This is a genomic window from Pseudomonas sp. SDO5215_S409 (genome assembly GCF_054071325.1).
Map to the genome: position 1 here is coordinate 20,540 of NZ_JBSVWN010000033.1, position 23,988 is coordinate 44,527.

Below are 23,988 nucleotides of genomic sequence, written 5' to 3' on the forward strand. Positions count from 1 at the left end.
AAATTACTCGGCGGTAAGAGCGTCGGCGGCGCAGGCAGGTTTGCCGGCTGCGTATTTGAGACTGGGGTCGACCAGCGCATCAAAGCGTTTGAGCGCTTCGGAGCCGATCAGCAGCGGGTATTGGAATGTGCTGCGGTCAGTCAAGTTCACTTCGATGCTGCGTAAAGTCGTGCCCATGCAAACGTCCACGGCGATCACCGGACGGGCAGTGTACTGCTTGGTGTCCTCGGCGTCGGCGTCGTAATCGGCGGCGCGGCGCTTGATCTTGCTCACGCGCTCCAGGGGACGTTCGATGGGGTGGGAATGGGCTTTGTCGATGGCCAGGTAAAACCGCACCCAGGACTCGCCGTTGCGCTTGAAGCGCTTGATGTCGCGGGCGCTCAACGACGCGGTCTTGGCGCCGGTGTCGAGCTTGGCCGGCACTTGCAGGTCGATACCGGCCAGGTGCGCGTATTCGTTGAGGCCATAGACCGTTTTCTCGGCCGCAAGACCCAGCGCGGGCAGTAACAATAAGCAAAACAATAGGGAGAAGGGCTTGAGTCTCATAAATCCTGACGCGGTGCAGTGCGATGTTCAATTCAAGGCGATCGGCATTGCTGCGCAAGCTCCCTCGTGCGCCCTTTCATCCATGGATGTCAGGCAAAAGTGGCGGGCATTCTAGCATGAAGGTTGTATGACGCCAGCGCTGGCAGGCGGCCATGCCCCGGTAAAGTGCGCCAAGGGTTATTAGACGATTGTCGACAATGTGGATTTATTCTTTGACTCGACCGGCTCAATTGGCTAGTTTTTGCGGCATTGATTTTAAAGGTGTCGACAATATGCAGGGGCCAGCAGAAACCCTCGCCCGGGCTCAAGACGATTCGCAGACCATGTCCGAGAACGTCTTCCGGCGTATCCAGGCCGCCATCGTCAAGGGCGAAATCGCGCCCGGCAGCAAGATCTCCGAACCCGAACTGGCGCGCACCTACGGCATCAGCCGTGGCCCGCTGCGCGAGGCCATCCACCGCCTGGAAGGCCAGCGCCTGCTGGTGCGGGTGCCGCATGTGGGCGCCCGGGTGGTGTCGCTCAGCCACGCCGAGCTGGTGGAACTCTACGAGATCCGCGAGTCCCTGGAAGGCATGGCCTGCCGCCTGGCCGCCGAGCGCATGAGCGACGCCGAAATCGAAGAACTGCGCCAGGTGCTGCACACCCACGAGCGCGACGAAGCCTTCCAGGCGGGCCTCGGTTACTACCAGCAAGAAGGCGACTTCGACTTTCATTACCGGATCATTCAAGGCGCGCGCAACCGCACCCTGACCCAGATGCTGTGCGGCGAGCTGTACCAGTTGGTGCGCATGTACCGCATCCAGTTCTCCGCCACCCCCAATCGTCCCCGCCAGGCCTTTACCGAGCACCACCGCATTCTTGACGCGATTGCCGACCGCGACGGTGAACTGGCCGAGTTGTTGATGCGCCGCCATATCGGCGCGTCCAAACGTAATATCGCCCGTCACTTCCCGGACGGCGCACCCCAGAGAGGTGAGTCATGAGCTCCATTATTAAAAGCACGCCCGGCCAGCGGTTTCGCGATGCGGTGGCCAGTGAGCACCCGCTGCAAGTGGTCGGTACGATCAACGCCAACCACGCCCTGCTGGCCAAGCGCGCCGGGTTCAAGGCCATTTACCTGTCGGGCGGCGGCGTGGCCGCAGGCTCGCTGGGCGTGCCGGACTTGGGCATCACCGGCCTGGACGACGTGCTGACCGACGTGCGCCGCATCACCGACGTGTGCGACCTGCCGCTGCTGGTGGACGTGGACACCGGCTTTGGCTCCTCCGCGTTCAACGTGGCGCGCACCGTCAGGTCGATGAGCAAGTTCGGCGCGGCGGCCATCCATATCGAAGACCAGGTGGGCGCCAAGCGTTGCGGCCATCGCCCGAACAAGGAAATCGTCTCGCAGCAGGAAATGGTCGACCGCATCAAGGCTGCCGTTGATGCGCGCACCGATGACAGCTTCGTGATCATGGCGCGCACCGATGCTCTCGCCGTGGAAGGCCTGGAGTCTGCCCTGGAGCGTGCCGCGGCGTGCATCGAAGCCGGTGCCGACATGGTCTTCCCGGAAGCCATCACCGAACTGGACATGTACAAACTGTTCGCCAGCCGCGTGAAAGCGCCGATTCTGGCCAACATCACCGAGTTCGGGGCCACGCCTCTCTACACGGTCGATCAACTGCAATCTGCCGATGTTTCTATTGTGCTGTACCCGCTGTCGGCCTTTCGCGCCATGAACAAGGCGGCCGAAAACGTCTACACCGCGATCCGCCGTGACGGGACGCAGCAGCATGTGATCGACACCATGCAAACCCGCATGGAGCTGTACGACCGCATCGACTACCACACCTTCGAGCAAAAGCTCGACGCGCTGTTCAGCGCCAAGAAGTGACGCGGCGCCCCTCCCTGATAATTACAACATTGGAGAAGAACCATGGCTGAAGCAAAAGTATTGAGTGGCGCCGGCCTGCGTGGCCAGGTGGCCGGGCAGACGGCACTGTCCACCGTGGGCCAGGCCGGTGCCGGGCTGACGTACCGGGGCTATGACGTGCGTGAACTGGCCGCCGACGCGCAGTTTGAAGAAGTCGCCTACCTGCTGCTGTACGGCGAGCTGCCAACCCGCGCGCAACTGGCTGCCTACAACGCCCGGCTTGGCCAACTGCGCGACTTGCCCCAGGCGCTCAAGGAAGTGCTGGAACGCATCCCCGCCGACGCGCACCCGATGGATGTGATGCGTACCGGCTGCTCGTTTCTGGGCAACTTGGAGCCCGAAAAAGACTTCGGCGCCCAGCGCGATGTGACCGACCGTCTGCTCGCGGCCTTCCCGGCGATCATGTGCTACTGGTATCGCTTCAGCCACGACGGCGGTAAACGCATCAACTGCGTCACCGACGAGCCGACCCTCGGCGGCCATTTCCTGCACCTGCTGCACGACAAGACGCCCAGCGAGCTGCACGTGAAGGTGATGAACGTTTCGCTGATCCTTTACGCCGAGCACGAGTTCAACGCCTCGACCTTTACCGCCCGGGTGTGCGCGTCCACCTTGTCGGACCTGTATTCGTGCGTCACCGCTGCCATCGGCTCCCTGCGCGGCCCGTTGCACGGCGGCGCCAACGAAGCGGCGATGGAGATGATCGAGCGGTTCGCCTCGGCCGACGAGGCCGTGCAAGGCACCCTCGCCATGCTGGCGCGCAAGGACAAGATCATGGGCTTTGGCCACGCGATCTATAAAGACAGCGACCCGCGCAACGAGGTGATCAAGGGCTGGTCGAAAAAGCTCGCCGATGAAGTGGGCGACACCGTGCTGTTCCCGGTGTCGCAAGCCATCGACAAGACCATGTGGGAGCAAAAGAAGCTGTTCCCCAACGCCGACTTCTACCATGCCTCGGCGTACCACTTCATGGGCATTCCCACCCAACTGTTCACGCCGATCTTCGTGTGCTCGCGCCTCACCGGCTGGGCGGCGCACGTGTTCGAACAGCGGGCCAACAACCGCATCATCCGACCCAGCGCCGAATACACCGGCGTCGAGCAGCGCAAGTTCGTGCCCATCGAGCGCCGCTGACCGGCACTCCCGCCCTCTGTAGGAAGAGGGCGGGAACGTGCTTGAACCTACCGTGACCGAGTGTCTGACGATGAATACCGACCACCGCAAACCGCTTCCCGGCAGCCGCCTCGATTTTTTTGACGCCCGCGCGGCTGTCGATGCGATCGCTCCTGGCGCCTACGCCACCTTGCCCTACACCTCCCGGGTGCTCGCCGAAAACCTGGTGCGCCGCTGCGACCCGGCCACCTTGAATGCGTCCTTGAGCCAACTGATTGAGCGCAAGCGCGACCTCGACTTCCCGTGGTTCCCGGCTCGCGTGGTGTGCCACGACATCCTCGGCCAAACCGCGCTGGTGGACCTGGCCGGCCTGCGTGACGCCATCGCCCAACAGGGCGGCGACCCGGCGCAGGTCAACCCGGTGGTGCCCACCCAGCTGATCGTCGACCACTCCCTGGCGGTTGAAGCGGGCGGCGCCGACCCGGATGCGTTCGAGAAAAACCGCGCCATTGAAGACCGCCGCAACGAAGACCGTTTTCACTTTATCGAGTGGACCAAAAAGGCGTTCAAGAATGTGGATGTGATCCCGCCGGGCAACGGGATCATGCACCAGATCAACCTGGAGAAAATGTCCCCGGTGATCCAGGTGCGCGACGGCGTAGCCTTTCCCGACACCTGCGTGGGCACCGACAGCCACACCCCGCACGTGGACGCATTGGGCGTGATCGCCATTGGCGTCGGCGGCCTTGAAGCCGAAAGCGTGATGCTCGGCCGCGCCTCGTGGATGCGCCTGCCGGAGAGCGTCGGCGTGGAGCTGACCGGCAAGCTGCAACCGGGCATCACCGCCACCGACATGGTGCTGGCGCTGACCGAGTTTCTGCGCAAACAAAAAGTGGTCGGCGCATGGCTGGAGTTCTTTGGCGAGGGCGCCTCCAACCTGACCCTGGGCGACCGCGCGACCATCTCCAACATGGCCCCGGAATACGGCGCCACGGCAGCGATGTTCTACATCGACGCGCAAACCATCGCCTACCTGAAACTCACCGGGCGTGAAGACGAGCAAGTCACGCTGGTGGAGCAATACGCCCGCCACACCGGCCTGTGGGCCGATGACCTCAAGGGCGCGCAATACGAGCGTGGCCTCACGTTCGACCTGTCCAGTGTCGTGCGCAACATGGCCGGCCCGAGCAACCCGCACGCACGCCTGGCCACCCGCGACCTGGCGGCCAAGGGCATCAGTGGCCAGTGGGATGACGTGCCGGGGCAAATGCCCGACGGCGCGGTGATCATCGCGGCCATCACCAGTTGCACCAACACCAGCAACCCGCGCAACGTGATTGCCGCCGGCCTGCTGGCGCGCAACGCCAACAGGCTGGGGCTTGTGCGCAAGCCGTGGGTCAAGTCCTCGCTGGCGCCGGGCTCGAAAACCGTGGCCATGTACCTGGCAGAAGCCGGTCTTGACCATGAGTTGGAACAGCTCGGTTTTGGCGTGGTGGCGTTTGCCTGCACCACCTGCAACGGCATGTCCGGCGCGCTGGACCCGGTGATCCAGCAAGAGATCATCGACCGCGACCTGTACGCCACCGCCGTGCTGTCGGGCAACCGCAACTTCGACGGCCGCATCCATCCGTACGCCAAGCAAGCGTTCCTGGCGTCGCCGCCGCTGGTGGTGGCCTACGCTATCGCGGGCACCATCCGCTTCGACATCGAAAAAGACGTGCTGGGCCTGGGGCCCAACGGTGAGGAGATCCGCCTGCAGGACCTGTGGCCGAGCGACGAAGAAATCGACGCCGTGGTGCAGTCGGCGGTCAAGCCGGAACAGTTCCGTCAGGTCTACATCCCGATGTTTGCGATTCACGAAGACACCGGCCCCAAGGTCGAGCCGTTGTATGACTGGCGCCCGCAAAGCACCTACATCCGCCGCCCGCCGTACTGGGAAGGCGCGTTGGCCGGGGCCCGGCCGCTCAAGGGCATGCGCCCGCTGGCGGTGCTGCCGGACAACATCACCACCGACCACCTGTCGCCGTCCAACGCGATCATGCTCGACAGCGCCGCTGGCGAGTACCTGGCCAAAATGGGCCTGCCCGAGGTGGACTTCAACTCCTACGCAACGCACCGTGGTGACCACCTGACCGCCCAGCGTGCCACCTTTGCCAACCCCAAACTGTTCAACGAAATGGTCCTGGAAAACGGCCAGGTCAAGCAGGGATCACTGGCGCGCATCGAGCCCGAAGGGCAGGTGACGCGCATGTGGGAAGCCATCGAAACCTACATGAACCGCAAGCAGCCGCTGATCATCATTGCCGGTGCCGACTACGGCCAGGGTTCGTCCCGCGACTGGGCGGCCAAGGGCGTGCGCCTGGCCGGGGTGGAGGCGATTGCCGCCGAAGGGTTCGAGCGCATCCACCGCACCAACCTGGTGGGCATGGGCGTGTTGCCGCTGGAGTTCCTGCCGGGCACCGACCGCAAGACCCTGGGCATCGACGGCACCGAAACCTATGACGTGCTCGGCGCGCGCACCCCGCGTGCGCAACTGACGCTGGTCATCCACCGCAAGAACGGCGAGCGCGTCGAGGTGCCCGTGACCTGTCGCCTGGATACCGCTGAAGAAGTATCGATTTACGAGGCGGGCGGCGTGTTGCAGCGTTTTGCCCAGGATTTCCTGGAATCGGCGGCGACCGCCTGACGAGGACCCCCATGACTCACGTAGCGCAAATCAGAATCCCCGCCACCTACATGCGTGGCGGCACCAGCAAAGGCGTGTTTTTCAGCCTCCAGGACCTGCCCGTCGCGGCGCAGGTGCCCGGGGCCGCGCGCGATGCGTTGCTGTTGCGGGTGATCGGCAGCCCCGACCCGTACGACAAGCAGATCGACGGCATGGGCGGCGCCACCTCCAGCACCAGCAAGACCGTGATCCTGGCCAAAAGCACCCGCGCAGACCACGACGTGGACTACCTGTTCGGCCAGGTGTCCATCGACAAACCCTTTGTGGACTGGAGCGGCAACTGCGGCAACCTGTCGGCGGCGGTCGGCTCGTTTGCCGTCAGCAACGGCCTGGTGGACCCGGCGCGCATTCCCCGCAACGGCGTGGCAGTGGTGCGGGTGTGGCAGGCCAATATCGGCAAGACCATCATTGCCCACGTGCCCATCACCGAGGGCGCGGTGCAGGAAACCGGCGACTTTGAACTGGACGGCGTGACCTTTGCGGCCGCCGAAGTGCAGTTGGAGTTCCTGGACCCGGCGGCCGACGAAGAGGGCGGCGGCGGCTCGATGTTTCCCACCGGCAACCTCATCGATGAGCTAGAGGTGCCGGGTGTCGGCACCTTCAAGGCGACGCTGATCAACGCGGGCATTCCGACTATTTTTATCAACGCCCAAGACCTGGGCTACACCGGCAACGAGCTGCAAGGCGCGATCAACAGCGACCCCAAGGCCCTGGCGATGTTTGAAACCGTGCGCGCCCATGGCGCGGTGCGCATGGGGCTGATCCAGCACGTGGACGAAGCCGCCGGGCGCCAGCACACGCCCAAGGTCGCGTTTGTGGCCAAGCCCGCCGATTACGTGGCATCCAGCGGCAAAGCGGTGAAAGCGGGGGATGTCGACTTGCTGGTGCGCGCGCTGTCGATGGGCAAGTTGCACCACGCGATGATGGGCACCGCCGCCGTGGCCATCGGCACGGCGGCGGCTATTTCCGGCACCTTGGTCAACCTGGCGGCGGGCGGTGTGGAGCGCAACGCCGTGCGCTTCGGGCACCCCTCCGGCACCCTGCGCGTGGGCGCCGAGGCCCGTCAGGTGGACGGGGAGTGGGTGGTGAAAAAAGCCATCATGAGCCGCAGCGCGCGGGTATTGATGGAAGGCTGTGTGCGCGTACCGGGCGATTGCTTCTGATGGCCCGCGTTCCCACGTGCGTACGTGGGAACGTCACCCTTGACGCGCTGCCTGCGCTCTTGAGCGCGCGGCGCGGCGCGTGGTTTACATGCTGCCTTCGACGTCATCCAGGCTGAAGGTTTCGGTGTGGTCGTCGTAGGAGAAGATCTCCGCATACCGTCCCCAGGCCACCACGCTCTCCAGGGTTTTTTCCACGAACGCTTCGGTCATCGAGTCTTCCAGCTCCTGCTCGAAGCGCACGCGGGGCGCCCTGTGGCCATTGCGCTCCAACAACACCTGGCGAATGCGCGCCGCCAGCGGCACATGCTTGAGCAGGTGTTCGGCGAACTGGGTCTTGCGTTCCTGGGTGCCATAGTCGGCAAACAGCTTGCCCGCCTCGGTCAGGGTGATGTCGGCGCCCTTGAGTTCGGCAAAACCCAGGTGCTCGATCATTTCGGCGATCGGGAACAGATCGTCCACTTCCAGCAGGCGCCGTTCGGCCAGGTCCTGAAGGCCCGCATGCCCGTTGTAGGGCTCGGCCGCCAGGGTTTCGATCAGGCCGGCCATCAGGTTGGTGGACACTTCCGGCAACGGGCTGCTCATCTTGAGTTCCGCCTTGCCCATGCTGGCGTCGGCGCTGCGTCGGTCGGTCATTTGCGCATAGATGTCATCGACCATCTGGCGGAACGCCGGGTCCAGCCGGTTGCGCGGGTGCGCGAAGGGCACCTTGATTTCCGCCACGACCTTGCCCGGGTTGGACGACAGCACCAGGATGCGGTCGCACATCAGCACCGCTTCTTCGATGTTGTGGGTCACGATCAGAATCGACTTGATCGGCAGTTGCTTGCCGCTCCACAGGTCCAGCAGGTCGGTGCGCAGGGTTTCGGCGGTGAGCACGTCGAGGGCCGAGAAGGGTTCGTCCATCAGCAGCAGCGTGGGGTTCACCACCAGGCCCCGGGCAAACCCCACGCGTTGGCGCATGCCGCCGGAGAGTTCGCGGGGGTAGGCGTTTTCGAAACCGTCGAGGCCGATCAGGTCGATGGCCGCCAGGGCGCGCTTGCGTGCTTGCTTGCGTTCGACCTGCAACGCTTGCAGGCCTGCTTCGACGTTTTCCAGCACCGTGAGCCATGGGAACAGGGCAAAGGTCTGGAACACCATCGCCACGCCTTCGGCCGGGCCGTGCAGGGGTTTGCCGTTGTAGAGCACGTCGCCCGAAGACGGCTGGATCAGCCCGGCGATGATGCGCAGCAACGTGGACTTGCCGGAGCCGGAGCGGCCGAGCATGCCGACGATTTCGCCTTCGCGCAGGCTCAGGTTGACGCCGCTGAGCACTTGCAGCTCTTCCTTGCCCTTGCCAAATACCCGATTCACATCGGTGAGCGAGTAGATTTCGGGGGCCGCAGGGGTGTGTTCGGGAGTGGTATTCATCGAATCGAATCCCCTTAATTCAGACGCAGTTTGTTTTCGGCCATGGCGTACATCGGTCGCCAGACCAGACGATTGAAGGCCACCACGAAGAACGACATCACCACCACCCCAAGGGCGATTTTCGGGAAGTCTCCAGCGGCGGTGGTTTGTGCGATATAGGCGCCCAGGCCGTGGGCAACGACCTGGTCCTGGCCCCAGGAGACAAATTCGGACACGATGCTGGCGTTCCACGCACCGCCCGAGGCCGTGATGGCGCCGGTCACGTAGTAGGGGAAAATCCCCGGCAACATCACCTTGCGCCACCACAGCCAGCCGCGAATGCGGAAGTTGGCTGCCGCCTCTTTATAGTCATTGGGAAACGCGCTGGCGCCAGCGATCACGTTGAACAGGATGTACCACTGGGTGCCCAGCACGATCAGCGGGCTCAGCCAGATGTCCGGGTTGAGATGGTAATGCAGGATCACGATGACAAACACCGGGAACAGCAGGTTGGCCGGAAACGCCGCGAGAAACTGCGCCAGCGGCTGGATTTTTTCGGCCAGCGCCGGGCGCAGGCCGATCATGACCCCCAGCGGCACCCAGATCAGTGACGCGATCACGATCAGCCCCACCACGCGCAGCAGCGTGATCAGGCCCATCAGCAGCACATGGCCGACTTCGGCCAGGGTCACTTCGGTGCCCATATACAGCACGATGTGGTACAGCGCGTAAGCGGTCAGCAGGCCGATAAAGGTGCCCCATACCCAGTCCACCACGCGCGAGGCGCCCGGGGTGTCGGGGATGACGTTGCGTGCCGCGCGCGGCAAGCTCAGGCGCTTGTTGCCGATACGGCTGAAGGTGCGCGTGATCGGGCGCAGGATGCGCTGGATCATGCGGGTGCGCTGGATCAGGTTCAGCACCCAGGATTGCGGCGCCTCCACCTGGGACGCGGTGTTTTCCATGCGGAACTTGTCGGCCCACGCCACCAGCGGGCGGAACAGGAACTGGTCGTAGATCAGGATGACCGCGATCATCGCCACAATCACGTAGCCCACGGCGTGCAGGTCTTTTTGTGAAATGGCCAGCGCCAGGTACGAACCCACGCCGGGCAGGGTGATGGTCTTGTCACCGACGGTGATGGCTTCGGAGGCCACCACAAAAAACCAGCCGCCGGACATGCTCATCATCATGTTCCACACCAGGCCGGGGATGGCGAACGGCACGTCGAGCTTCCAGAACTTCTGCCAGCCGGACAACTGCAGGTTGCTCGACACCTCTTCCAGGTCGGCCGGCAGCATGCGCAGCGACTGGTAGAAGCTGAACGTCATGTTCCAGGCCTGGCTGGTAAAAATCGCAAAAATCGCCGCGAACTCCGCCCCCAGCACCCGGCCGGGAAACAGCAGCAGGAAAAAGGTCACGGTAAAGGAGATGTAGCCCAGCACCGGCACCGATTGCAGGATGTCGAGCACCGGCACCAAGAGTTTTTCGGCGCGCCGGCTCTTGGCCGCCAGGGTGCCGTAGAGCAGGGTGAACGCTAGCGCCGCGACCATTGCGGCCAGCATGCGCAAGGTGGTGCGCATGGCATATTCCGGCAGGTTGGCCGGGTCGAGGGAAATCACTTCGTTTTGCAGGGTTTCGATGGGGGCCCAGGTTTCGCGGGCGGCCAGCGAGAAAAACAGCAAAAAGCCGATCACCAGCGGCATGGCGATCAGGTCCCAGCGGTTGGGGAGCAGGCGCCGGGTGGTGGCCGGGATGTAATGACGGAACACTCTTTTCATAGGCAGTTATTCCAGCCGTGTTCGGGGTAGGGGCGCGGCTTTGTGAGCGTAGCTTCTATGGACATGACCCACCGGGAATGAGCGGGCGCTCGTTCTACCGTTTCAAGGGGCGGTGAGTGTTGCGTACCCCATGAAATCATTGGGGGCAGGGGGGCTGGCGCACCGAGTGATGGCCCGGTGCTCCGCTCGCGGGGATTGTATATTTCAAAATGTTACAAAAGCATAAAATTCATGTCAGTTTTGAGTAAAAAAAGTGGCGTGCTGCCGCCTTATTCAAAGCGCAGCACCACCCGTCGGTTATGTGCGCTCTTTTTTTCGATTTTTTCGCAGTACACCCGACCGATTTCGGCCGTGTTGGCCACGTGCGTACCGCCGCAGGGCTGCAGGTCGACGCCGCTGATGTCCACCCGGCGTGTGGCGTGAGGGCCGGGGTGTATCCGCACCGGCAGCGCCTGCTCGATCAGGCCGTTCAGGGCGTGGGTGAGGTTGTTTTTGTCCAGTGTCATCTCGGGCAGGTCGAAGTCCAGGCGGCCTTTGTCGGCGCTGATGCTGCAGCCGGTGACCGGCGCATCGATGAGCGAGCACAGCAGGTGCAGGCAGGTGTGCATCTTCATGTGCTGGTAACGGCGCTCCCAGTCCAGTCGCGCATTGACCAGCGCACCGGCGCACAAGTGCGGTGGGCAGTGCTGCACTTGGTGCCAGATGATCGACGGCAATTGGCGGTCACGCACCGTGCCGAGCACCTGCACCTCGGTGCCGTCGGCCAGGGTCAACCAGCCGCTGTCGCCGGGCTGGCCACCGCCGGTGGGGTAGAACAGGCTGTGTTCAAGAATCACGCCCTCGTCGGCGACGGCAACGACACGGGCGCTGAACGTGCTCCGGTAAGGCTCGTTGTCAAACAGGGCCAGGGTTTCCATGGTGTGGACAGACATCGTGAACCTCCCTTGTTCAGTGTCGACGCGGATCAGCGTCGGTGCCGCCGGATCCTTTCAAGCGGCAGTTTGGTCAGTGCAAAGCCGCCCAGCAGGGTGGCCGAGTAGAGCATCAGGTCATTGGAGAGGTGAGTACCTTCGTACCAGGCGCCGATGACCAGGGCGAACACCGGGAAAATGATGAACACAAACGACAGTACAATCGGGTTAAGCCGCTTGAGCAGCATGAAATACACGATGAACCCACCCACCGAGGCCACCAGGCCCAGGTAAAGCAGCGCGCTCCATGAACGCAGTGTGATCGCGCCGAAGTTCGGGGCCTCCAGCCACAGGCCGCACGCCAGCAGCAGCACGCCTGCGATGCCGATGGGCAAGGTGTTGTAGGTGATCACGCTGATTGCCCCGGCTTTTTTCTTGGTGATGACGTAGCACAGGGCATGCAGGGCCGCGGCGGTCAGAATCGCCAACACCCCGAGAAATTCGCCCCCGTCCAGTTGCAGGCCCTGGCTGCGCAGGATCAGGTAAAGGCTGGCAAACCCGATGACGATGCCGAGCACTTGGCTGCCCTGGATACGCTCGCGCAGAAACAGCGCGCAAAACAGCAGGATAAAGATCGGCATGCAACTGAACAGCAGGGCGGTCAGGCCGGACGAGACGTGCATCTCGCCGTAGTTGAGCAAGTAGTACGGCACGCCGAAATAACACAGTGTCACGAAGGCAAAAAAGCCGCGGTGCTCCCGGGGAAAGCGGATGGGTTCGCGGCGCAGCCTTGCAAAACACAGGAACAGCGGAAACGCGATAAGAAAGCGCAGGCCCGCCGAAGTCAGCGGCGGCACGCTTTCCACCGCAATCTTGATCCCCAGCCACGTGGTGCCCCAGCTCAGGCACACAATCAGGAACAGGACGGCGGTGATAAAGCCCGCCCATGGGCGTGCAGAAGGCCGTGGGGTGTCGCAGGCGTCGGCGGGATTGGCGGCTGGCATGGTGCGCGTCTTCCGGGGAAGGGAATTGACCTCTATATTGAGGTGCTGATTCGGTGAATGAACCCGTAAAGACACACTATTTGGGCGAAATATGACTGTCAAAACATATATTGACACCGTGTCAATTCTACAGGCGGGGCTCTCCAGCGGGCAGGGCGTCAAATACAAACGCCTGTGTGACGCGATGGAGCGCGGCATTCTGGACGGCCTAGTGGAGCCCGGGCGAAAGCTGCCGCCGCACCGGATTCTGGCGCACAAGCTGGGCGTGACCGTGGGCACCATCAGCCGGGCCTACGGCGAACTGGAACGGCTGGGGCTGGTGGTGGCGCGGGTAGGCGACGGCACGTTCGTGCGTGAGCGTGGGATGGAGCGTCGACGCGATGAAGGGTTTCGCAACTTCCTCGAGGAGCCCCGCCAGTATTTTGATATGAGCCGCAACATGCACATCCCCGGGCAGGAAACGGCACTGCTGGCGCAAAGCCTTCAGGCGCTGGCCAGTGATCCTCGACGGCTGCAAGCGATCAGTGGCTACACGCCGGACGCCGGGTGGGTGCACCACCGTGCCGCGGGTGCCCAGTGGCTGGCGCAGGCCGGTTTTACGCCGCTTGCCGAGCAGGTTATTTGTGTCAACGGCGGCCAGCACGGCTTGCTCTGCACGATGATGGCCCTGCTGCGAGCCGGTGACACGGTGGTCACCGAGCAACTGACTTACCCGGGGTTGATCACGGTGGCAAGGATGCTTGGCGTGCGCCTGATCGGGCTGGACATGGACGAGCAAGGCCTGTTGCCCGTCGCGTTGGAAGAGGCGTGCCGCGTGCACCGGGTGGCCGCCGTGTATTGCACCCCGACCATCCAGAACCCGACGACCGCCGTGCAATCGGTGGCACGGCGTGAGGCGCTGGTCGAGGTGTGCCGTGAGCACAACCTGTTGATTTTCGAAGACGAGGCCCATGGCGTACTGGTGGCCGATCGCCCCCCGCCGTTGAGCCATTTCGCGCCTGAACGCACGGTGTTGCTCAGCAGCCTGAGCAAGGCTGTCTCAGCGGGCTTGCGGGTGGGTTATGTACACGCGCCGACGGCGCTGGTCAGCCGGATCACCGCAGCCTTGCGTTCAACCTGTTGGATGGCCACGCCGATGACGCTGGAAGTGGCGGCTCAATGGATCGAAGAGGGAACAGCCCGGCACTTGCTGCACCAGCAGATCAATGAGATCCGCCGGCGCAAGGCCTTGGTGGAAGGCCTGCTCGCGGGGCTGCAATACCGCTCCCATCCGGACAGCCCGCACTTTTGGATCACGCTGCCACCGCCCTGGCGGGCGTCGGAAATCGAGGCCCAGCTCAAGCAGAATAATTACCTGATCGCCACGGCGGAGGCGTTCGCTGTCGGCCAAGCGGCGGTGCCGCAGTGTGTGCGGGTGAGCGTCTGCAGTACGAGCGCAGATGATCGAGCGTTGCAGCACGCCTTTAAAGCGGTCGGCGAAAGCTTCAGGTGTTGAGCTTCAGGCCGCACGCTTGAAGCTCGCCCCTATTTGAATCGCCGTTCTACGCCTTTTTCCACCAGGATCTTGGCCGAGATTTCTTCCACCGAAAAATGCGTGGAGTTGATGTGCGCGATGTTTTCGCGGCGGAACAGGTTTTCGACTTCGCGCACTTCAAATTCGCACTGGGCGTAGCTGGAGTAGCGGCTGTTGGGCTTGCGCTCGTTGCGGATCGCGGTCAGGCGGTCGGGGTCGATGGTCAGGCCGAACAGCTTGTGCTGGTGCTGGCGCAGCACCGCTGGCAGTTGCAGGCGTTCCATGTCGTCTTCGGTGAGCGGGTAGTTGGCCGCGCGAATCCCGAATTGCATGGCCATGTAGAGGCAGGTCGGGGTCTTGCCGCAGCGGGACACACCGACCAGGATCAGGTCGGCCTTGTCGTAGTAGTGGGTGCGGGCGCCGTCGTCGTTGTCGAGGGCGAAGTTCACCGCCTCGATGCGCTCCATGTAGTTGGAGTTGTGCCCGATGGAGTGGGATTTGCCTACGGAGTAGGAGGAATGTTCGCTCAGCTCCTGCTCCAGCGGCGCCAGGAAGGTGGAGAAGATGTCGATCATGAACCCATTGGAGGTCGCGAGGATCTCACGAATGTCCTGGTTGACGATGGTGTCGAAAATGATCGGACGAAAACCGTCTTTTTCAGCCGCCAGATTGATTTGCTGTACCATGGCCCGGGCTTTATCCACGCTGTCTATATACGGGCGCGTGACTTTGCTGAAGGTAATGTTTTCGAACTGCGCCAGCAGGCTTTGACCCAGGGTTTCGGCGGTGATGCCGGTGCCGTCGGAGATAAAGAAAGCAGATCGTTTCATTTGAGCCTTGGGCCTTAAGCTGATGACGAATCTTGGATATGATAGGCGCGATTTTGCTGTCCCGCAGTGGGGCGCATTCTCACTTATTTTCCAGGTCCAGGCCACAAACGCTGGTAACTGCTCCTACTGAGCCGCCGGCGTCCTGAGCTTTTCCAACACAGTTAGTGGAGAGATCACCTTGGTAGAGTACGTAGTTTCCCTCGATAAGCTCGGCGTCCATGATGTAGAGCACGTGGGGGGCAAGAACGCATCCCTGGGCGAGATGATCAGTAATCTTGCTGGCGCTGGTGTTTCCGTCCCCGGTGGCTTTGCCACTACGGCCCAGGCTTACCGTGACTTCCTTGAGCTGAGCGGCTTGAACGCTCAGATCCATGCCGCGCTGGACGCTCTGGACGTTGATGACGTCGTGGCGCTGGCCAAGACCGGCGCCCAGATCCGCCAGTGGATCATGGAAGCCGAGTTCCCCGAGAAGCTCAACGCCGAGATCCGCACCGCGTTCGCCGCGCTGTCGGCTGGCAACCCGGACATGGCCGTGGCCGTGCGTTCTTCGGCCACTGCTGAAGACTTGCCCGATGCCTCCTTTGCGGGCCAGCAGGAAACCTTCCTGAACATCCGCGGCGTGGAAAACGTGATCCGTGCGGCCAAGGAAGTGTTCGCCTCGCTGTTCAACGATCGCGCCATTTCCTACCGCGTACACCAGGGTTTCGACCACAAGCTGGTGGCCTTGTCTGCCGGTGTGCAGCGCATGGTGCGTTCGGAAACCGGCACGGCGGGCGTGATGTTTACCCTGGACACCGAGTCGGGCTTTCGCGACGTGGTGTTCATCACCGGCGCCTACGGCCTGGGGGAAACCGTCGTACAAGGCGCGGTAAACCCGGACGAATTCTACGTTCACAAACACACCCTTGAAGCCGGCCGCCCGGCCATTCTGCGTCGCAACCTGGGCAGCAAGGCCATCAAGATGATCTACGGCGACGAGGCCAAGGCCGGTCGTTCGGTGAAAACCGTGGAAGTCGACAAGGCCGAACGCGCGCGTTTCTGCCTTACCGATGCCGAAGTCAGCGAGTTGGCCAAGCAGGCGATGATCATCGAGAAGCACTACAAGTGCCCGATGGACATCGAATGGGCCAAAGACGGCGACGACGGCAAGCTCTACATCGTGCAGGCTCGCCCCGAAACCGTAAAAAGCCGCACGTCGGCCAACGTCATGGAGCGCTACCTGCTCAAAGAAACCGGCACCGTGCTGGTAGAAGGCCGTGCTATCGGCCAACGCATCGGCGCAGGCAAGGTGCGGATCATCAAGGACGTGTCCGAGATGGACAAAGTCCAGCCGGGCGATGTGCTGGTGTCCGACATGACCGACCCGGACTGGGAACCGGTGATGAAGCGCGCCAGTGCCATCGTCACCAACCGGGGCGGGCGTACCTGCCACGCGGCGATCATCGCCCGCGAGCTGGGCATTCCGGCGGTGGTTGGCTGTGGCAACGCCACGCAACTGCTCAAGGACGGCCAGGGTGTGACCGTGTCCTGCGCCGAGGGCGACACCGGCTTCATCTTTGAAGGCGAGCTGGGTTTTGACATCAAGCAGAACTCCATCGATGCCATGCCGGAGCTGCCGTTCAAGATCATGATGAACGTCGGCAACCCCGACCGCGCCTTCGACTTTGCGCAGTTGCCGAACGCCGGTGTGGGCCTGGCCCGCCTGGAGTTCATCATCAACCGCATGATCGGCGTGCACCCCAAGGCCCTGCTGAACTACGACGGCCTGCCGCCAGACATCAAAGAGAGCGTCGACAAGCGCATCGCCGGTTACAACGACCCGGTGGGCTTCTATGTCGAGAAGCTGGTAGAAGGCATCAGCACCCTGGCCGCGGCGTTTTATCCGAAAAAGGTCATCGTGCGTCTGTCGGACTTCAAGTCCAACGAATACGCGAACCTGATCGGCGGCAAGCTCTACGAGCCGGAAGAAGAAAACCCGATGCTGGGCTTCCGTGGCGCCTCGCGCTACATCAGCGAAACCTTCCGTGACTGCTTCGAACTCGAGTGCCGTGCGCTCAAGCGCGTGCGCAACGAGATGGGCCTGACCAACGTCGAGATCATGGTGCCGTTCGTGCGCACCCTGGGCGAAGCGAGCCAAGTGGTTGACCTGCTGGCGGAGAACGGCCTGAGCCGGGGTGAGAATGGCCTGCGCGTGATCATGATGTGCGAGCTGCCGTCCAACGCCATTTTGGCCGACGAGTTCCTGGAGTTTTTCGACGGGTTCTCCATCGGCTCCAACGACCTGACCCAGCTGACTCTGGGCCTGGACCGCGACTCGGGGATCATCGCCCACCTGTTCGACGAGCGTAACCCGGCGGTCAAGAAGCTGTTGGCCAATGCCATCCAGGCGTGCAACAAGGCCGGCAAGTACATCGGGATCTGCGGCCAAGGCCCTTCCGATCACCCGGACCTGGCCAAGTGGCTGATGGAGCAGGGCATCGAAAGCGTTTCGCTGAACCCCGACTCGGTACTGGAAACCTGGTTCTTCCTGGCGGAAGGCCAAGCCTCGGCTTAAGGCGTCACCGTGCCGGCCAGCCCTGCGGCTGGCCGGCATTTTTCATTCTGGACAGGGCGGAACTCCTCAAGGACGCCGCCCTTTTTTGTGCAAGAGCATTATGCAAAGCAGCAGCAACCTGTTTCCCGTCGCCTTGACCAGCGCTGAGCGTCGTGGCGATTTAAGTGAAGATGTGTACCGCCTCAAACCTGGCAACAGCCCTGACGGCACGGTGGAATTGGCCGTGACCCGCCTGGGCCCGGCCGATGGCCCGGAAAACCGGGGCGTGCCGGTTATTTTGTTACACGGCAGTTTTTCCAACCGGCGCTTCTGGTATTCGCCCAAGGGCATTGGCCTGGGGGCGCATTTGGCGCGGGCGGGGTTTGACGTGTGGATCCCGGAAATGCGCGGCCACGGCCTGTCCAAGCGCAACCGGCAGTACGCCAAAAACCGCGTCGCAGACTATGCTCGTTACGATTTGCCGGCCATCGCCGCGTTTGTGCGTGAGCAAAGTGGGCAGGTTCCCCACTGGGTCGGGCATTCGCTGGGCGGTATCACCCTGGCGGCGGCGCTCGGTGGCCAGTATTTCGGCCCGTCCGACGTGGCCTCGGTGGCCTTGTTTGGCTGCCAGGTCAGCCGCACCTACTGGCCTTTGAAGATCCCATTGGTGGAGTGGGGCGGCCGCGTTATTTTGAAACGCTTTGCCCAGCTGTCAGGGGCGCGGCTCAAGCGCGGCCCCGAAGACGAGCCCATCGGCCTGGCGTTGGAAAGCATGCGTTGGTACGGGTTGTTCGGGCGTTTTGGCGATGCCGAGCGGGACTGGTGGAAGGGCCTGGCCGACGTCGATGTGCCGGTGTTGGCGGTGAGCGCTGCCGGTGATCGGCAAGACCCCGCGTGGGCGTGTCGCAGATTGTTCGAGCAGCTGGGGTCGCCGCATGGCCAGTACCTGTGCCTGGGCCGCGAGCACGGTTTTGGCGGGGATTTCGGGCATGTAGAGATGCTGGTCAGCAAGGCCGCGCAAGCGCAAGTATGGCCGCTGGTGCAACGTTGGTTGAACGATCCGCTCACTCCACTGAGCGCGGCTCAGGCCCAAGCAGTTTAAGGCGATGGCTCTGCGTGGGGCTTTTCGCCGGTTTGCATCAGCGGCTAAACTCGGACGTTTTGGCGTGTTCCGGTCATATTCAGTCGCTTGCGCGCGGTTGCGTTACGGCGCAAGGGGGCCGATGATCCTCGGCCTGGCTTAAAAAACACGCGATGCAATGCGTTTGCCTGATGTAGACAGCGGGCTGTTTAACACCTTCTTTCACTGACAGGAGTTTCCCGATGATCCATTACGTGACCCCCGACCTGTGCGATGCCTACCCGGACCAGGTGCAAGTGCTCGAGCCCATGTTCAGCAATTTCGGTGGCCGGGACTCCTTTGGTGGCCAGATCGTGACCCTCAAGTGTTTTGAGGACAACTCGCTGGTCAAGGCCCAGGCCGACCTCGACGGCAAGGGCAAGGTGTTGGTGGTCGACGGTGGTGGTTCCCTGCGCTGCGCGCTGTTGGGCGACATGATTGCCGAGAAAGCCGCGAAAAACGGCTGGGAAGGCCTGGTCATCTACGGATGCATCCGTGATGTCGACGTGATTGCCCAGATCGACCTCGGGGTACAGGCGTTGGCCAGCCATCCGAAGAAGACCGAAAAACGTGGCATCGGTGACTTGAACGTGGCCGTCACCTTCGCCGGCGTGACGTTTCGCCCGGGTGAGTACGTATACGCGGACAACAACGGCGTGATCGTCTCCGCCGTCCCGCTGAAAATGCCTGAATAAACCGCAGTAACCGACAGGGGTGAGGATGTTCGAGGAAGAAAACGCGCAGTGGGGGCTGGTGCATGCCCTGGTGCTGGACGGTAAAGGCGGCGCGCGTTCGATTGCCCGGACTGAGCTCGACGAACTGCAACTGCAACCCCAGGAAAGCCTGTGGCTGCATTGGGATCGCAGCCATCCGCAAACCCAGACCTGGTTGCGCAAAGCCAGTGGCTTGAGCGAGTTCGCCTGTGACCTGCTGCTGGAAGAAAACACCCGGCCGCGTCTGTTGCCGCTGCCCGAGAACGAGCTGTTGCTGTTTTTGCGCGGGATCAACCTGAACCCGGGGGCCGAGCCGGAAGACATGGTGTCGGTGCGTATCTTCGCCTCGGCCGCTCGCGTGATTTCCCTGCGTTTGCGCCCGTTGCGCGCCACCGACGAACTGCTGGTGCAACTGGCAGACGGCAAGGGCCCGAAAAACGCCTCGGAACTCATCCTGTACATGGCGCAATACCTGACCAACAAGGTGCAGGACCTGGTCAGCGACCTGTCCGAAATCGTCGACGGCGAAGAAGAAAAACTGGATGCCGACGAACGGTATACCCCGGAACACGGCACGGTCTTGCAGATCCGGCGACGGGCGGCGGGACTCAAGCGTTTCCTCGCGCCCCAGCGCGATATTTTCGGGCAACTCACCCGTATCAAATTGCCCTGGTTTTGCGACGACGACGCCGATTACTGGAACGAATTGAACAACAGCCTGACCCGTTACCTGGAAGAGCTGGAATTGACCCGCGAGCGCGTGGGGCTTGTGCTTGAGGCCGAAGACCGGCGCTTGAACGTGCGCATGAACCGCACCATGTACCGCTTTGGGATCATCACCGGCATCTTTTTGCCGATGAGTTTTCTGACCGGCCTGCTGGGCATCAACGTGGGCGGCATTCCGTTTTCTTCAAGCCCCTACGGGTTCGTGATTGCGTGCCTGATGATGGTGGCGGTGGCAGCGGGTCAGTGGTGGTTATTTCGACGTTTACGTTGGGTCTGACCTGAATGTGACCTGAACGTACGATGAGGTCATGTGACCCGAAGATTTTTACCCTCGTCTTTTAAAACACTTGCGAGAGGTCCCTATGCACGATCCGTTTGAACAGTCTTTGCGTGACATGCTGAACGCCTCGCCGTCCAACCGCGACGACGATGCCTGCCTGGGCCGCGTGCTGAAAACCGCTAACCGTCAGGTGGGCGCAGGCGACCTGTTCGGGTTGCTCGGTCGTTGGCTGCCTGCATTGATGATGGCGCTGAACAACGGTTCGGCCCACGTTTCACCGGTTTCTCGTCGTAAACCTGCTACTCGCACCGCTGATAAGGCTGAATGAATATGGAACTCGATCTCTGGACGCAGAGTCTGGTAGCTGCAATGACTGCACTGTGGACCAAAGTGGCGAACTTTATCCCTAACCTGTTTGGCGCGTTGGTGGTGGTGCTGCTGGGGTTTGTCGTGGCCAAGCTGCTCGACACCCTGCTGTCCAAATTGCTCGCCAAACTGGGGCTCGATCGCCTGATGGCGGGCACCGGCCTTACCAAGATCATGGGGCGTGCGGGCTTGCAGGTGCCCATCTCGACCTTGATCGGCAAGATCGTCTATTGGTTCGTTTTATTGATTTTTCTGGTTTCGGCAGCCGAATCCCTTGGCCTTGAGCGAGTTTCAGCTACGCTCGACATGCTGGCGCTGTATTTGCCGAAAGTCTTCGGCGGCGCGCTGGTGTTGCTGGTCGGGGTTTTACTGGCGCAACTGGCCAATGGGCTGGTGCGCGGCGCCGCTGAAGGCGTGGGCCTGGATTACGCCAGTGGCTTGGGGCGAATCGCCCAGGGGCTGGTGATCATCATCAGTATTTCGGTTGCGATCAGCCAGTTGGAGGTCAAGACTGACCTGCTCAACCACGTAATCGTGATTGTTTTGGTGACCATTGGTCTGGCTGTTGCGCTGGCCATGGGGTTGGGAAGCCGGGAAATTGCCGGTCAGATTCTTGCGGGAATCTATGTGCGTGAGCTGTATCAGGTAGGGCAACAAGTGCGTGTGGGTGAGGTTGAAGGGCAGATCGAGGAGATCGGCACGGTCAAGACGACCCTGCTGACGGATGATGGCGAATTGGTGTCGCTTTCCAACCGGATCTTGCTGGAACAGCATGTGACTAGCCGCTAACCCGGCAAATCCTGCTAATGTACGCCGCCGCATTCCTGGGCCAACCAGGCTGGGGCGGATATTGACCTGACTGTCGGCACGACTTGTTTTGAATAAAGCCCAAACGCTGTCCACGCGCTATGACCCCCGTGAGCTCTCCGATGAGGAGTTGGTCGCGCGCGCGCACACGGAGCTCTTTCACGTAACACGCGCTTACGAAGAATTGATGCGCAGGTATCAACGCACTTTGTTCAACGTTTGTTCAAGATACTTAGGGAACGATCGTGATGCGGATGATGTCTGTCAGGAGGTGATGCTCAAGGTGCTATATGGCCTCAAGAACTTTGAGGGCAAATCCAAGTTCAAGACATGGCTATATAGCATCACGTACAACGAGTGCATCACGCAGTACAGGAAGGAACGGCGAAAGCGTCGCTTGATGGACGCGTTGAGTCTGGACCCCCTTGAGGAGGCGTCTGAAGAAAAGGCGCCGGCACCCGAGGAGAAGGGCGGACTCGATCGCTGGTTGGTGTATGTGAACCCGATTGACCGGGAAATTCTGGTGCTACGATTTGTCGCAGAGCTGGAATTTCAGGAAATCGCTGACATCATGCACATGGGTTTGAGTGCTACAAAAATGCGTTACAAACGTGCTCTAGACAAATTACGTGAGAAATTTGCGGACAGTACTGAAACTTAGTTCAGTGCAAATACCTCTTACGTGTAGGCAAGTTCTGTTAGACTTGTCGCCGAGTTGTCCCCCGGTATGTGGGACTGCTTTACAATCACCAGATGGGGATTTAACGGATGAAACTGAAAAACACCTTGGGCTTTGCCATTGGTTCTCTTATTGCTGCCGCTTCTTTCGGCGCTCTGGCACAAGGCCAAGGCGCAGTTGAAGGCCAGCTGTTCTACAAGAAGCAGTACAACGATAGCGTCAAGCACATCGAAGACGGCTTCAACCCAGGCGCTAGCATCGGTTACTTCCTGACCGACGACGTGTCGATCAACCTGAACTACGACACCACCAACCACACCCGTTCGAACGACGGTACTGGCAACCAGAAGATCAAAGGTGACACCGGCAGCGTTACTGCCCAGTACCACTTCGGTCAAGCTGGCGTCGACGCCCTGCGTCCGTACGTAGAAGGTGGTTTCGGTCACCAGAGCCGCACCAACGTACAAGCTGACGGCCACAGCGGTCGCGACCAGTCCACCCTGGCTATCGCTGGCGCTGGCGTGAAGTACTACTTCACCGACAACCTGTTCGCCCGTGCTGGCGTTGAAGCAGACTACGCGCTGGACAACGGCAAGTGGGACTACTCCGCACTGGTTGGCCTGGGTGTGAACTTCGGCGGCAACGCTGGCGCCAAGCCTGCTCCAACACCTGCTCCAGCACCTGCTCCAGAGCCAACTCCAGAGCCAGAAGCTCCAGTTGCTCAGGTTGTACGTGTTGAGCTGGACGTGAAGTTCGACTTCGACAAGTCGGTTGTTAAGCCTAACAGCTACGGCGACGTGAAAAACCTCGCTGACTTCATGAAGCAATACCCACAAACCACCACCGTTGTTGAAGGTCACACTGACTCCGTCGGTCCTGACGCTTACAACCAGAAGCTGTCCCAGCGTCGTGCTGACGCGGTCAAGCAAGTTCTGGTCAAAGACGGTATCGCTCCTAACCGTGTAAGCTCGGTTGGTTACGGCAAATCCCGCCCAGTTGCTGACAACGCAACTGAAGCTGGCCGTGCTGTTAACCGTCGCGTAGAAGCCTCGGTTGAAGCTCAAGCAGCTCAGTAATTACTGAGTTGTAGAAAAAAGCCCGGCTCTTGAGCCGGGCTTTTTTTCGCCTGCCGATTCACCTTATGCGCAAGCGATGGCGCCAGATTCAACCGCCTGCATCGCCGCCGCGACCTGGCCAATCACCAGGATTGCCGGGCTCTTGAGGGCAAAGGCTGTGGCATCGTCCTGCATCCGAGACAGCACGCTGCGGCACTCGCGTTGCGCCGGCAACGACGCGTTTTCGATCATCGCCACCGGCATGTCAGTGGCCATGCCGCCGGCCAGCAATTGCTCGCGGATTTCTCCCAGCTTCGCCACGCCCATGTAGATCACCAGGGTTGTCCCGCCTTCGGCCAGCGCGCGCCAATTGAGCGAGCTGTCATCCTGAGTGTGGGCCGTGACCAGCGTGACGCCGCGACTCACGCCGCGTAACGTCAAAGGAATGTCCGAGTTCGTGGCCCCGGCCAATCCGGCCGTGATGCCGTTGACCAGTTCTACCTCAACCCCGTGCGCCCTGAGCCACATCGCCTCTTCACCGCCCCGGCCAAAAATACACGGATCGCCGCCTTTCAAGCGCACCACACACTTGCCTTGGCGCACATAGCGCAGCATCAGGCGGTGGATGAACGCTTGAGGCGTCGAGCGGCAACCGCCACGCTTGCCCACCGTCACCACGCGTGCCGCCGGGTTGTGCTCCAGCACTGCGGGGTTCACCAGATCATCGATCAGCACCACATCGGCTTCACGCAAGGCTCTCACGGCCTTGAGGGTCAGCAACTCCGGATCTCCCGGGCCTGCGCCCACCAACCAGACTTTTGCGCTCAT

The 23,988-nt window shown here is 61.7% G+C and carries 21 protein-coding genes; 14 read left to right on the top strand and 7 right to left on the bottom strand.

Going from position 1 to position 23,988, the window contains the following annotated elements; genetic code table 11:
* Window positions 1-3: 3 nt before the first annotated feature.
* On the bottom strand, window positions 4-546 hold the full coding sequence (gene rloA, locus ACW9H9_RS17470) for a retropepsin-like aspartic peptidase RloA (RefSeq protein WP_457344380.1): 543 nt from the start codon (window positions 544-546) through the stop codon (window positions 4-6).
* 272 nt (window positions 547-818) lie between these two features.
* Between rloA and ACW9H9_RS17475 the strand changes: the two genes are divergently transcribed.
* The 5 genes from ACW9H9_RS17475 (at window position 819) to prpF (ending at window position 7,459) form a co-directional block, all read left to right on the top strand.
* The gene (locus tag ACW9H9_RS17475; protein WP_457344379.1) at window positions 819-1,529 is read left to right on the top strand and encodes a GntR family transcriptional regulator; all 711 of its coding nucleotides are present in this window, start codon (window positions 819-821) and stop codon (window positions 1,527-1,529) included.
* On the top strand, window positions 1,526-2,419 hold the full coding sequence (gene prpB, locus ACW9H9_RS17480; protein WP_457344378.1) for a methylisocitrate lyase: 894 nt from the start codon (window positions 1,526-1,528) through the stop codon (window positions 2,417-2,419). The genes ACW9H9_RS17475 and prpB overlap by 4 nt, the downstream gene beginning before the upstream one ends.
* 42 nt (window positions 2,420-2,461) lie before the next feature.
* Window positions 2,462-3,592, top strand: a complete 1,131-nt coding sequence (gene prpC / locus ACW9H9_RS17485; RefSeq protein WP_457344377.1) for a bifunctional 2-methylcitrate synthase/citrate synthase — start codon at window positions 2,462-2,464, stop codon at window positions 3,590-3,592.
* 70 nt (window positions 3,593-3,662) lie between these two features.
* Window positions 3,663-6,257 (top strand): Fe/S-dependent 2-methylisocitrate dehydratase AcnD, encoded by a 2,595-nt coding sequence (acnD, locus tag ACW9H9_RS17490; RefSeq protein WP_457344401.1) that lies wholly within the window; start codon window positions 3,663-3,665, stop codon window positions 6,255-6,257.
* 11 nt (window positions 6,258-6,268) lie between these two features.
* Entirely contained in the window at window positions 6,269-7,459 is a 1,191-nt protein-coding gene (gene prpF / locus ACW9H9_RS17495) for a 2-methylaconitate cis-trans isomerase PrpF (protein WP_457344376.1), read from the top strand.
* 84 nt (window positions 7,460-7,543) lie between these two features.
* Here prpF and ACW9H9_RS17500 read toward each other — a convergent pair whose 3' ends face one another.
* From ACW9H9_RS17500 to ACW9H9_RS17515, 4 genes are all read right to left on the bottom strand, one after another.
* On the bottom strand, window positions 7,544-8,866 hold the full coding sequence (locus tag ACW9H9_RS17500) for an ABC transporter ATP-binding protein (protein ID WP_457344375.1): 1,323 nt from the start codon (window positions 8,864-8,866) through the stop codon (window positions 7,544-7,546).
* A 14-nt stretch (window positions 8,867-8,880) separates the two neighbouring features.
* Window positions 8,881-10,623 (bottom strand): ABC transporter permease, encoded by a 1,743-nt coding sequence (locus ACW9H9_RS17505; RefSeq protein WP_457344374.1) that lies wholly within the window; start codon window positions 10,621-10,623, stop codon window positions 8,881-8,883.
* 269 nt (window positions 10,624-10,892) lie between these two features.
* The gene (locus ACW9H9_RS17510; RefSeq protein ID WP_457344373.1) at window positions 10,893-11,555 is read right to left on the bottom strand and encodes an alanyl-tRNA editing protein; all 663 of its coding nucleotides are present in this window, start codon (window positions 11,553-11,555) and stop codon (window positions 10,893-10,895) included.
* 32 nt (window positions 11,556-11,587) lie between these two features.
* Complete coding sequence (locus tag ACW9H9_RS17515; RefSeq protein WP_457344372.1) at window positions 11,588-12,538, bottom strand: DMT family transporter; 951 nt, start codon at window positions 12,536-12,538, stop codon at window positions 11,588-11,590.
* 91 nt (window positions 12,539-12,629) lie between these two features.
* Between ACW9H9_RS17515 and ACW9H9_RS17520 the strand changes: the two genes are divergently transcribed.
* Window positions 12,630-14,033, top strand: a complete 1,404-nt coding sequence (locus ACW9H9_RS17520) for an aminotransferase-like domain-containing protein (protein ID WP_457344371.1) — start codon at window positions 12,630-12,632, stop codon at window positions 14,031-14,033.
* 29 nt (window positions 14,034-14,062) lie between these two features.
* On the opposite strand, the gene ppsR is transcribed toward ACW9H9_RS17520, so the two are convergent.
* Window positions 14,063-14,881 (bottom strand): posphoenolpyruvate synthetase regulatory kinase/phosphorylase PpsR, encoded by an 819-nt coding sequence (gene ppsR / locus ACW9H9_RS17525; protein WP_457344370.1) that lies wholly within the window; start codon window positions 14,879-14,881, stop codon window positions 14,063-14,065.
* A 178-nt stretch (window positions 14,882-15,059) separates the two neighbouring features.
* Between ppsR and ppsA the strand changes: the two genes are divergently transcribed.
* From ppsA to ACW9H9_RS17565, 8 genes are all read left to right on the top strand, one after another.
* Complete coding sequence (gene ppsA, locus ACW9H9_RS17530) at window positions 15,060-17,435, top strand: phosphoenolpyruvate synthase (protein WP_457344369.1); 2,376 nt, start codon at window positions 15,060-15,062, stop codon at window positions 17,433-17,435.
* 100 nt (window positions 17,436-17,535) lie between these two features.
* Window positions 17,536-18,516 carry an alpha/beta fold hydrolase gene (locus tag ACW9H9_RS17535; RefSeq protein WP_457344368.1) on the top strand — a complete coding sequence of 327 codons (981 nt, stop codon included), beginning with the start codon at window positions 17,536-17,538 and terminating at the stop codon, window positions 18,514-18,516.
* A gap of 224 nt (window positions 18,517-18,740) precedes the next feature.
* Window positions 18,741-19,229: a ribonuclease E activity regulator RraA gene (rraA, locus tag ACW9H9_RS17540; RefSeq protein WP_457344400.1), complete on the top strand. Its 489-nt coding sequence runs from the start codon at window positions 18,741-18,743 to the stop codon at window positions 19,227-19,229.
* 25 nt (window positions 19,230-19,254) lie between these two features.
* The gene (locus tag ACW9H9_RS17545) at window positions 19,255-20,250 is read left to right on the top strand and encodes a zinc transporter ZntB (RefSeq protein WP_457344367.1); all 996 of its coding nucleotides are present in this window, start codon (window positions 19,255-19,257) and stop codon (window positions 20,248-20,250) included.
* 85 nt (window positions 20,251-20,335) lie between these two features.
* Window positions 20,336-20,581, top strand: coding sequence for a CrfX protein (locus tag ACW9H9_RS17550; protein ID WP_457344366.1), 246 nt, complete (start codon window positions 20,336-20,338; stop codon window positions 20,579-20,581).
* Window positions 20,582-20,583: 2 nt separating this feature from the next.
* Window positions 20,584-21,408: a mechanosensitive ion channel family protein gene (locus ACW9H9_RS17555; protein ID WP_457344365.1), complete on the top strand. Its 825-nt coding sequence runs from the start codon at window positions 20,584-20,586 to the stop codon at window positions 21,406-21,408.
* 88 nt (window positions 21,409-21,496) lie between these two features.
* Window positions 21,497-22,087 (top strand): RNA polymerase sigma factor SigX, encoded by a 591-nt coding sequence (gene sigX, locus ACW9H9_RS17560; RefSeq protein ID WP_457344364.1) that lies wholly within the window; start codon window positions 21,497-21,499, stop codon window positions 22,085-22,087.
* Between the two features lie 107 nt (window positions 22,088-22,194).
* Window positions 22,195-23,181, top strand: a complete 987-nt coding sequence (locus ACW9H9_RS17565; RefSeq protein WP_457344363.1) for an OmpA family protein — start codon at window positions 22,195-22,197, stop codon at window positions 23,179-23,181.
* A gap of 63 nt (window positions 23,182-23,244) precedes the next feature.
* Here the strand turns inward: ACW9H9_RS17565 and cobA are convergent, their stop codons facing one another.
* Entirely contained in the window at window positions 23,245-23,988 is a 744-nt protein-coding gene (gene cobA, locus ACW9H9_RS17570; RefSeq protein WP_457344362.1) for a uroporphyrinogen-III C-methyltransferase, read from the bottom strand.

Excerpts from the sequence above, each read along its gene's own strand:
- rloA (WP_457344380.1), bottom strand. The coding sequence starts at position 546 with ATGAGACTCAAGCCCTTCTCCCTATTGTTTTGCTTATTGTTACTGCCC.
- ACW9H9_RS17475 (WP_457344379.1), top strand. The coding sequence starts at position 819 with ATGCAGGGGCCAGCAGAAACCCTCGCCCGGGCTCAAGACGATTCGCAG.
- prpB (WP_457344378.1), top strand. The coding sequence starts at position 1,526 with ATGAGCTCCATTATTAAAAGCACGCCCGGCCAGCGGTTTCGCGATGCG.
- prpC (WP_457344377.1), top strand. The coding sequence starts at position 2,462 with ATGGCTGAAGCAAAAGTATTGAGTGGCGCCGGCCTGCGTGGCCAGGTG.
- acnD (WP_457344401.1), top strand. The coding sequence starts at position 3,663 with ATGAATACCGACCACCGCAAACCGCTTCCCGGCAGCCGCCTCGATTTT.
- prpF (WP_457344376.1), top strand. The coding sequence starts at position 6,269 with ATGACTCACGTAGCGCAAATCAGAATCCCCGCCACCTACATGCGTGGC.
- ACW9H9_RS17500 (WP_457344375.1), bottom strand. The coding sequence starts at position 8,866 with ATGAATACCACTCCCGAACACACCCCTGCGGCCCCCGAAATCTACTCG.
- ACW9H9_RS17505 (WP_457344374.1), bottom strand. The coding sequence starts at position 10,623 with ATGAAAAGAGTGTTCCGTCATTACATCCCGGCCACCACCCGGCGCCTG.
- ACW9H9_RS17510 (WP_457344373.1), bottom strand. The coding sequence starts at position 11,555 with ATGTCTGTCCACACCATGGAAACCCTGGCCCTGTTTGACAACGAGCCT.
- ACW9H9_RS17515 (WP_457344372.1), bottom strand. The coding sequence starts at position 12,538 with ATGCCAGCCGCCAATCCCGCCGACGCCTGCGACACCCCACGGCCTTCT.
- ACW9H9_RS17520 (WP_457344371.1), top strand. The coding sequence starts at position 12,630 with ATGACTGTCAAAACATATATTGACACCGTGTCAATTCTACAGGCGGGG.
- ppsR (WP_457344370.1), bottom strand. The coding sequence starts at position 14,881 with ATGAAACGATCTGCTTTCTTTATCTCCGACGGCACCGGCATCACCGCC.
- ACW9H9_RS17535 (WP_457344368.1), top strand. The coding sequence starts at position 17,536 with ATGCAAAGCAGCAGCAACCTGTTTCCCGTCGCCTTGACCAGCGCTGAG.
- ACW9H9_RS17545 (WP_457344367.1), top strand. The coding sequence starts at position 19,255 with ATGTTCGAGGAAGAAAACGCGCAGTGGGGGCTGGTGCATGCCCTGGTG.
- ACW9H9_RS17550 (WP_457344366.1), top strand. The coding sequence starts at position 20,336 with ATGCACGATCCGTTTGAACAGTCTTTGCGTGACATGCTGAACGCCTCG.
- ACW9H9_RS17555 (WP_457344365.1), top strand. The coding sequence starts at position 20,584 with ATGGAACTCGATCTCTGGACGCAGAGTCTGGTAGCTGCAATGACTGCA.
- ACW9H9_RS17565 (WP_457344363.1), top strand. The coding sequence starts at position 22,195 with ATGAAACTGAAAAACACCTTGGGCTTTGCCATTGGTTCTCTTATTGCT.
- cobA (WP_457344362.1), bottom strand. The coding sequence starts at position 23,988 with ATGAGCGCAAAAGTCTGGTTGGTGGGCGCAGGCCCGGGAGATCCGGAG.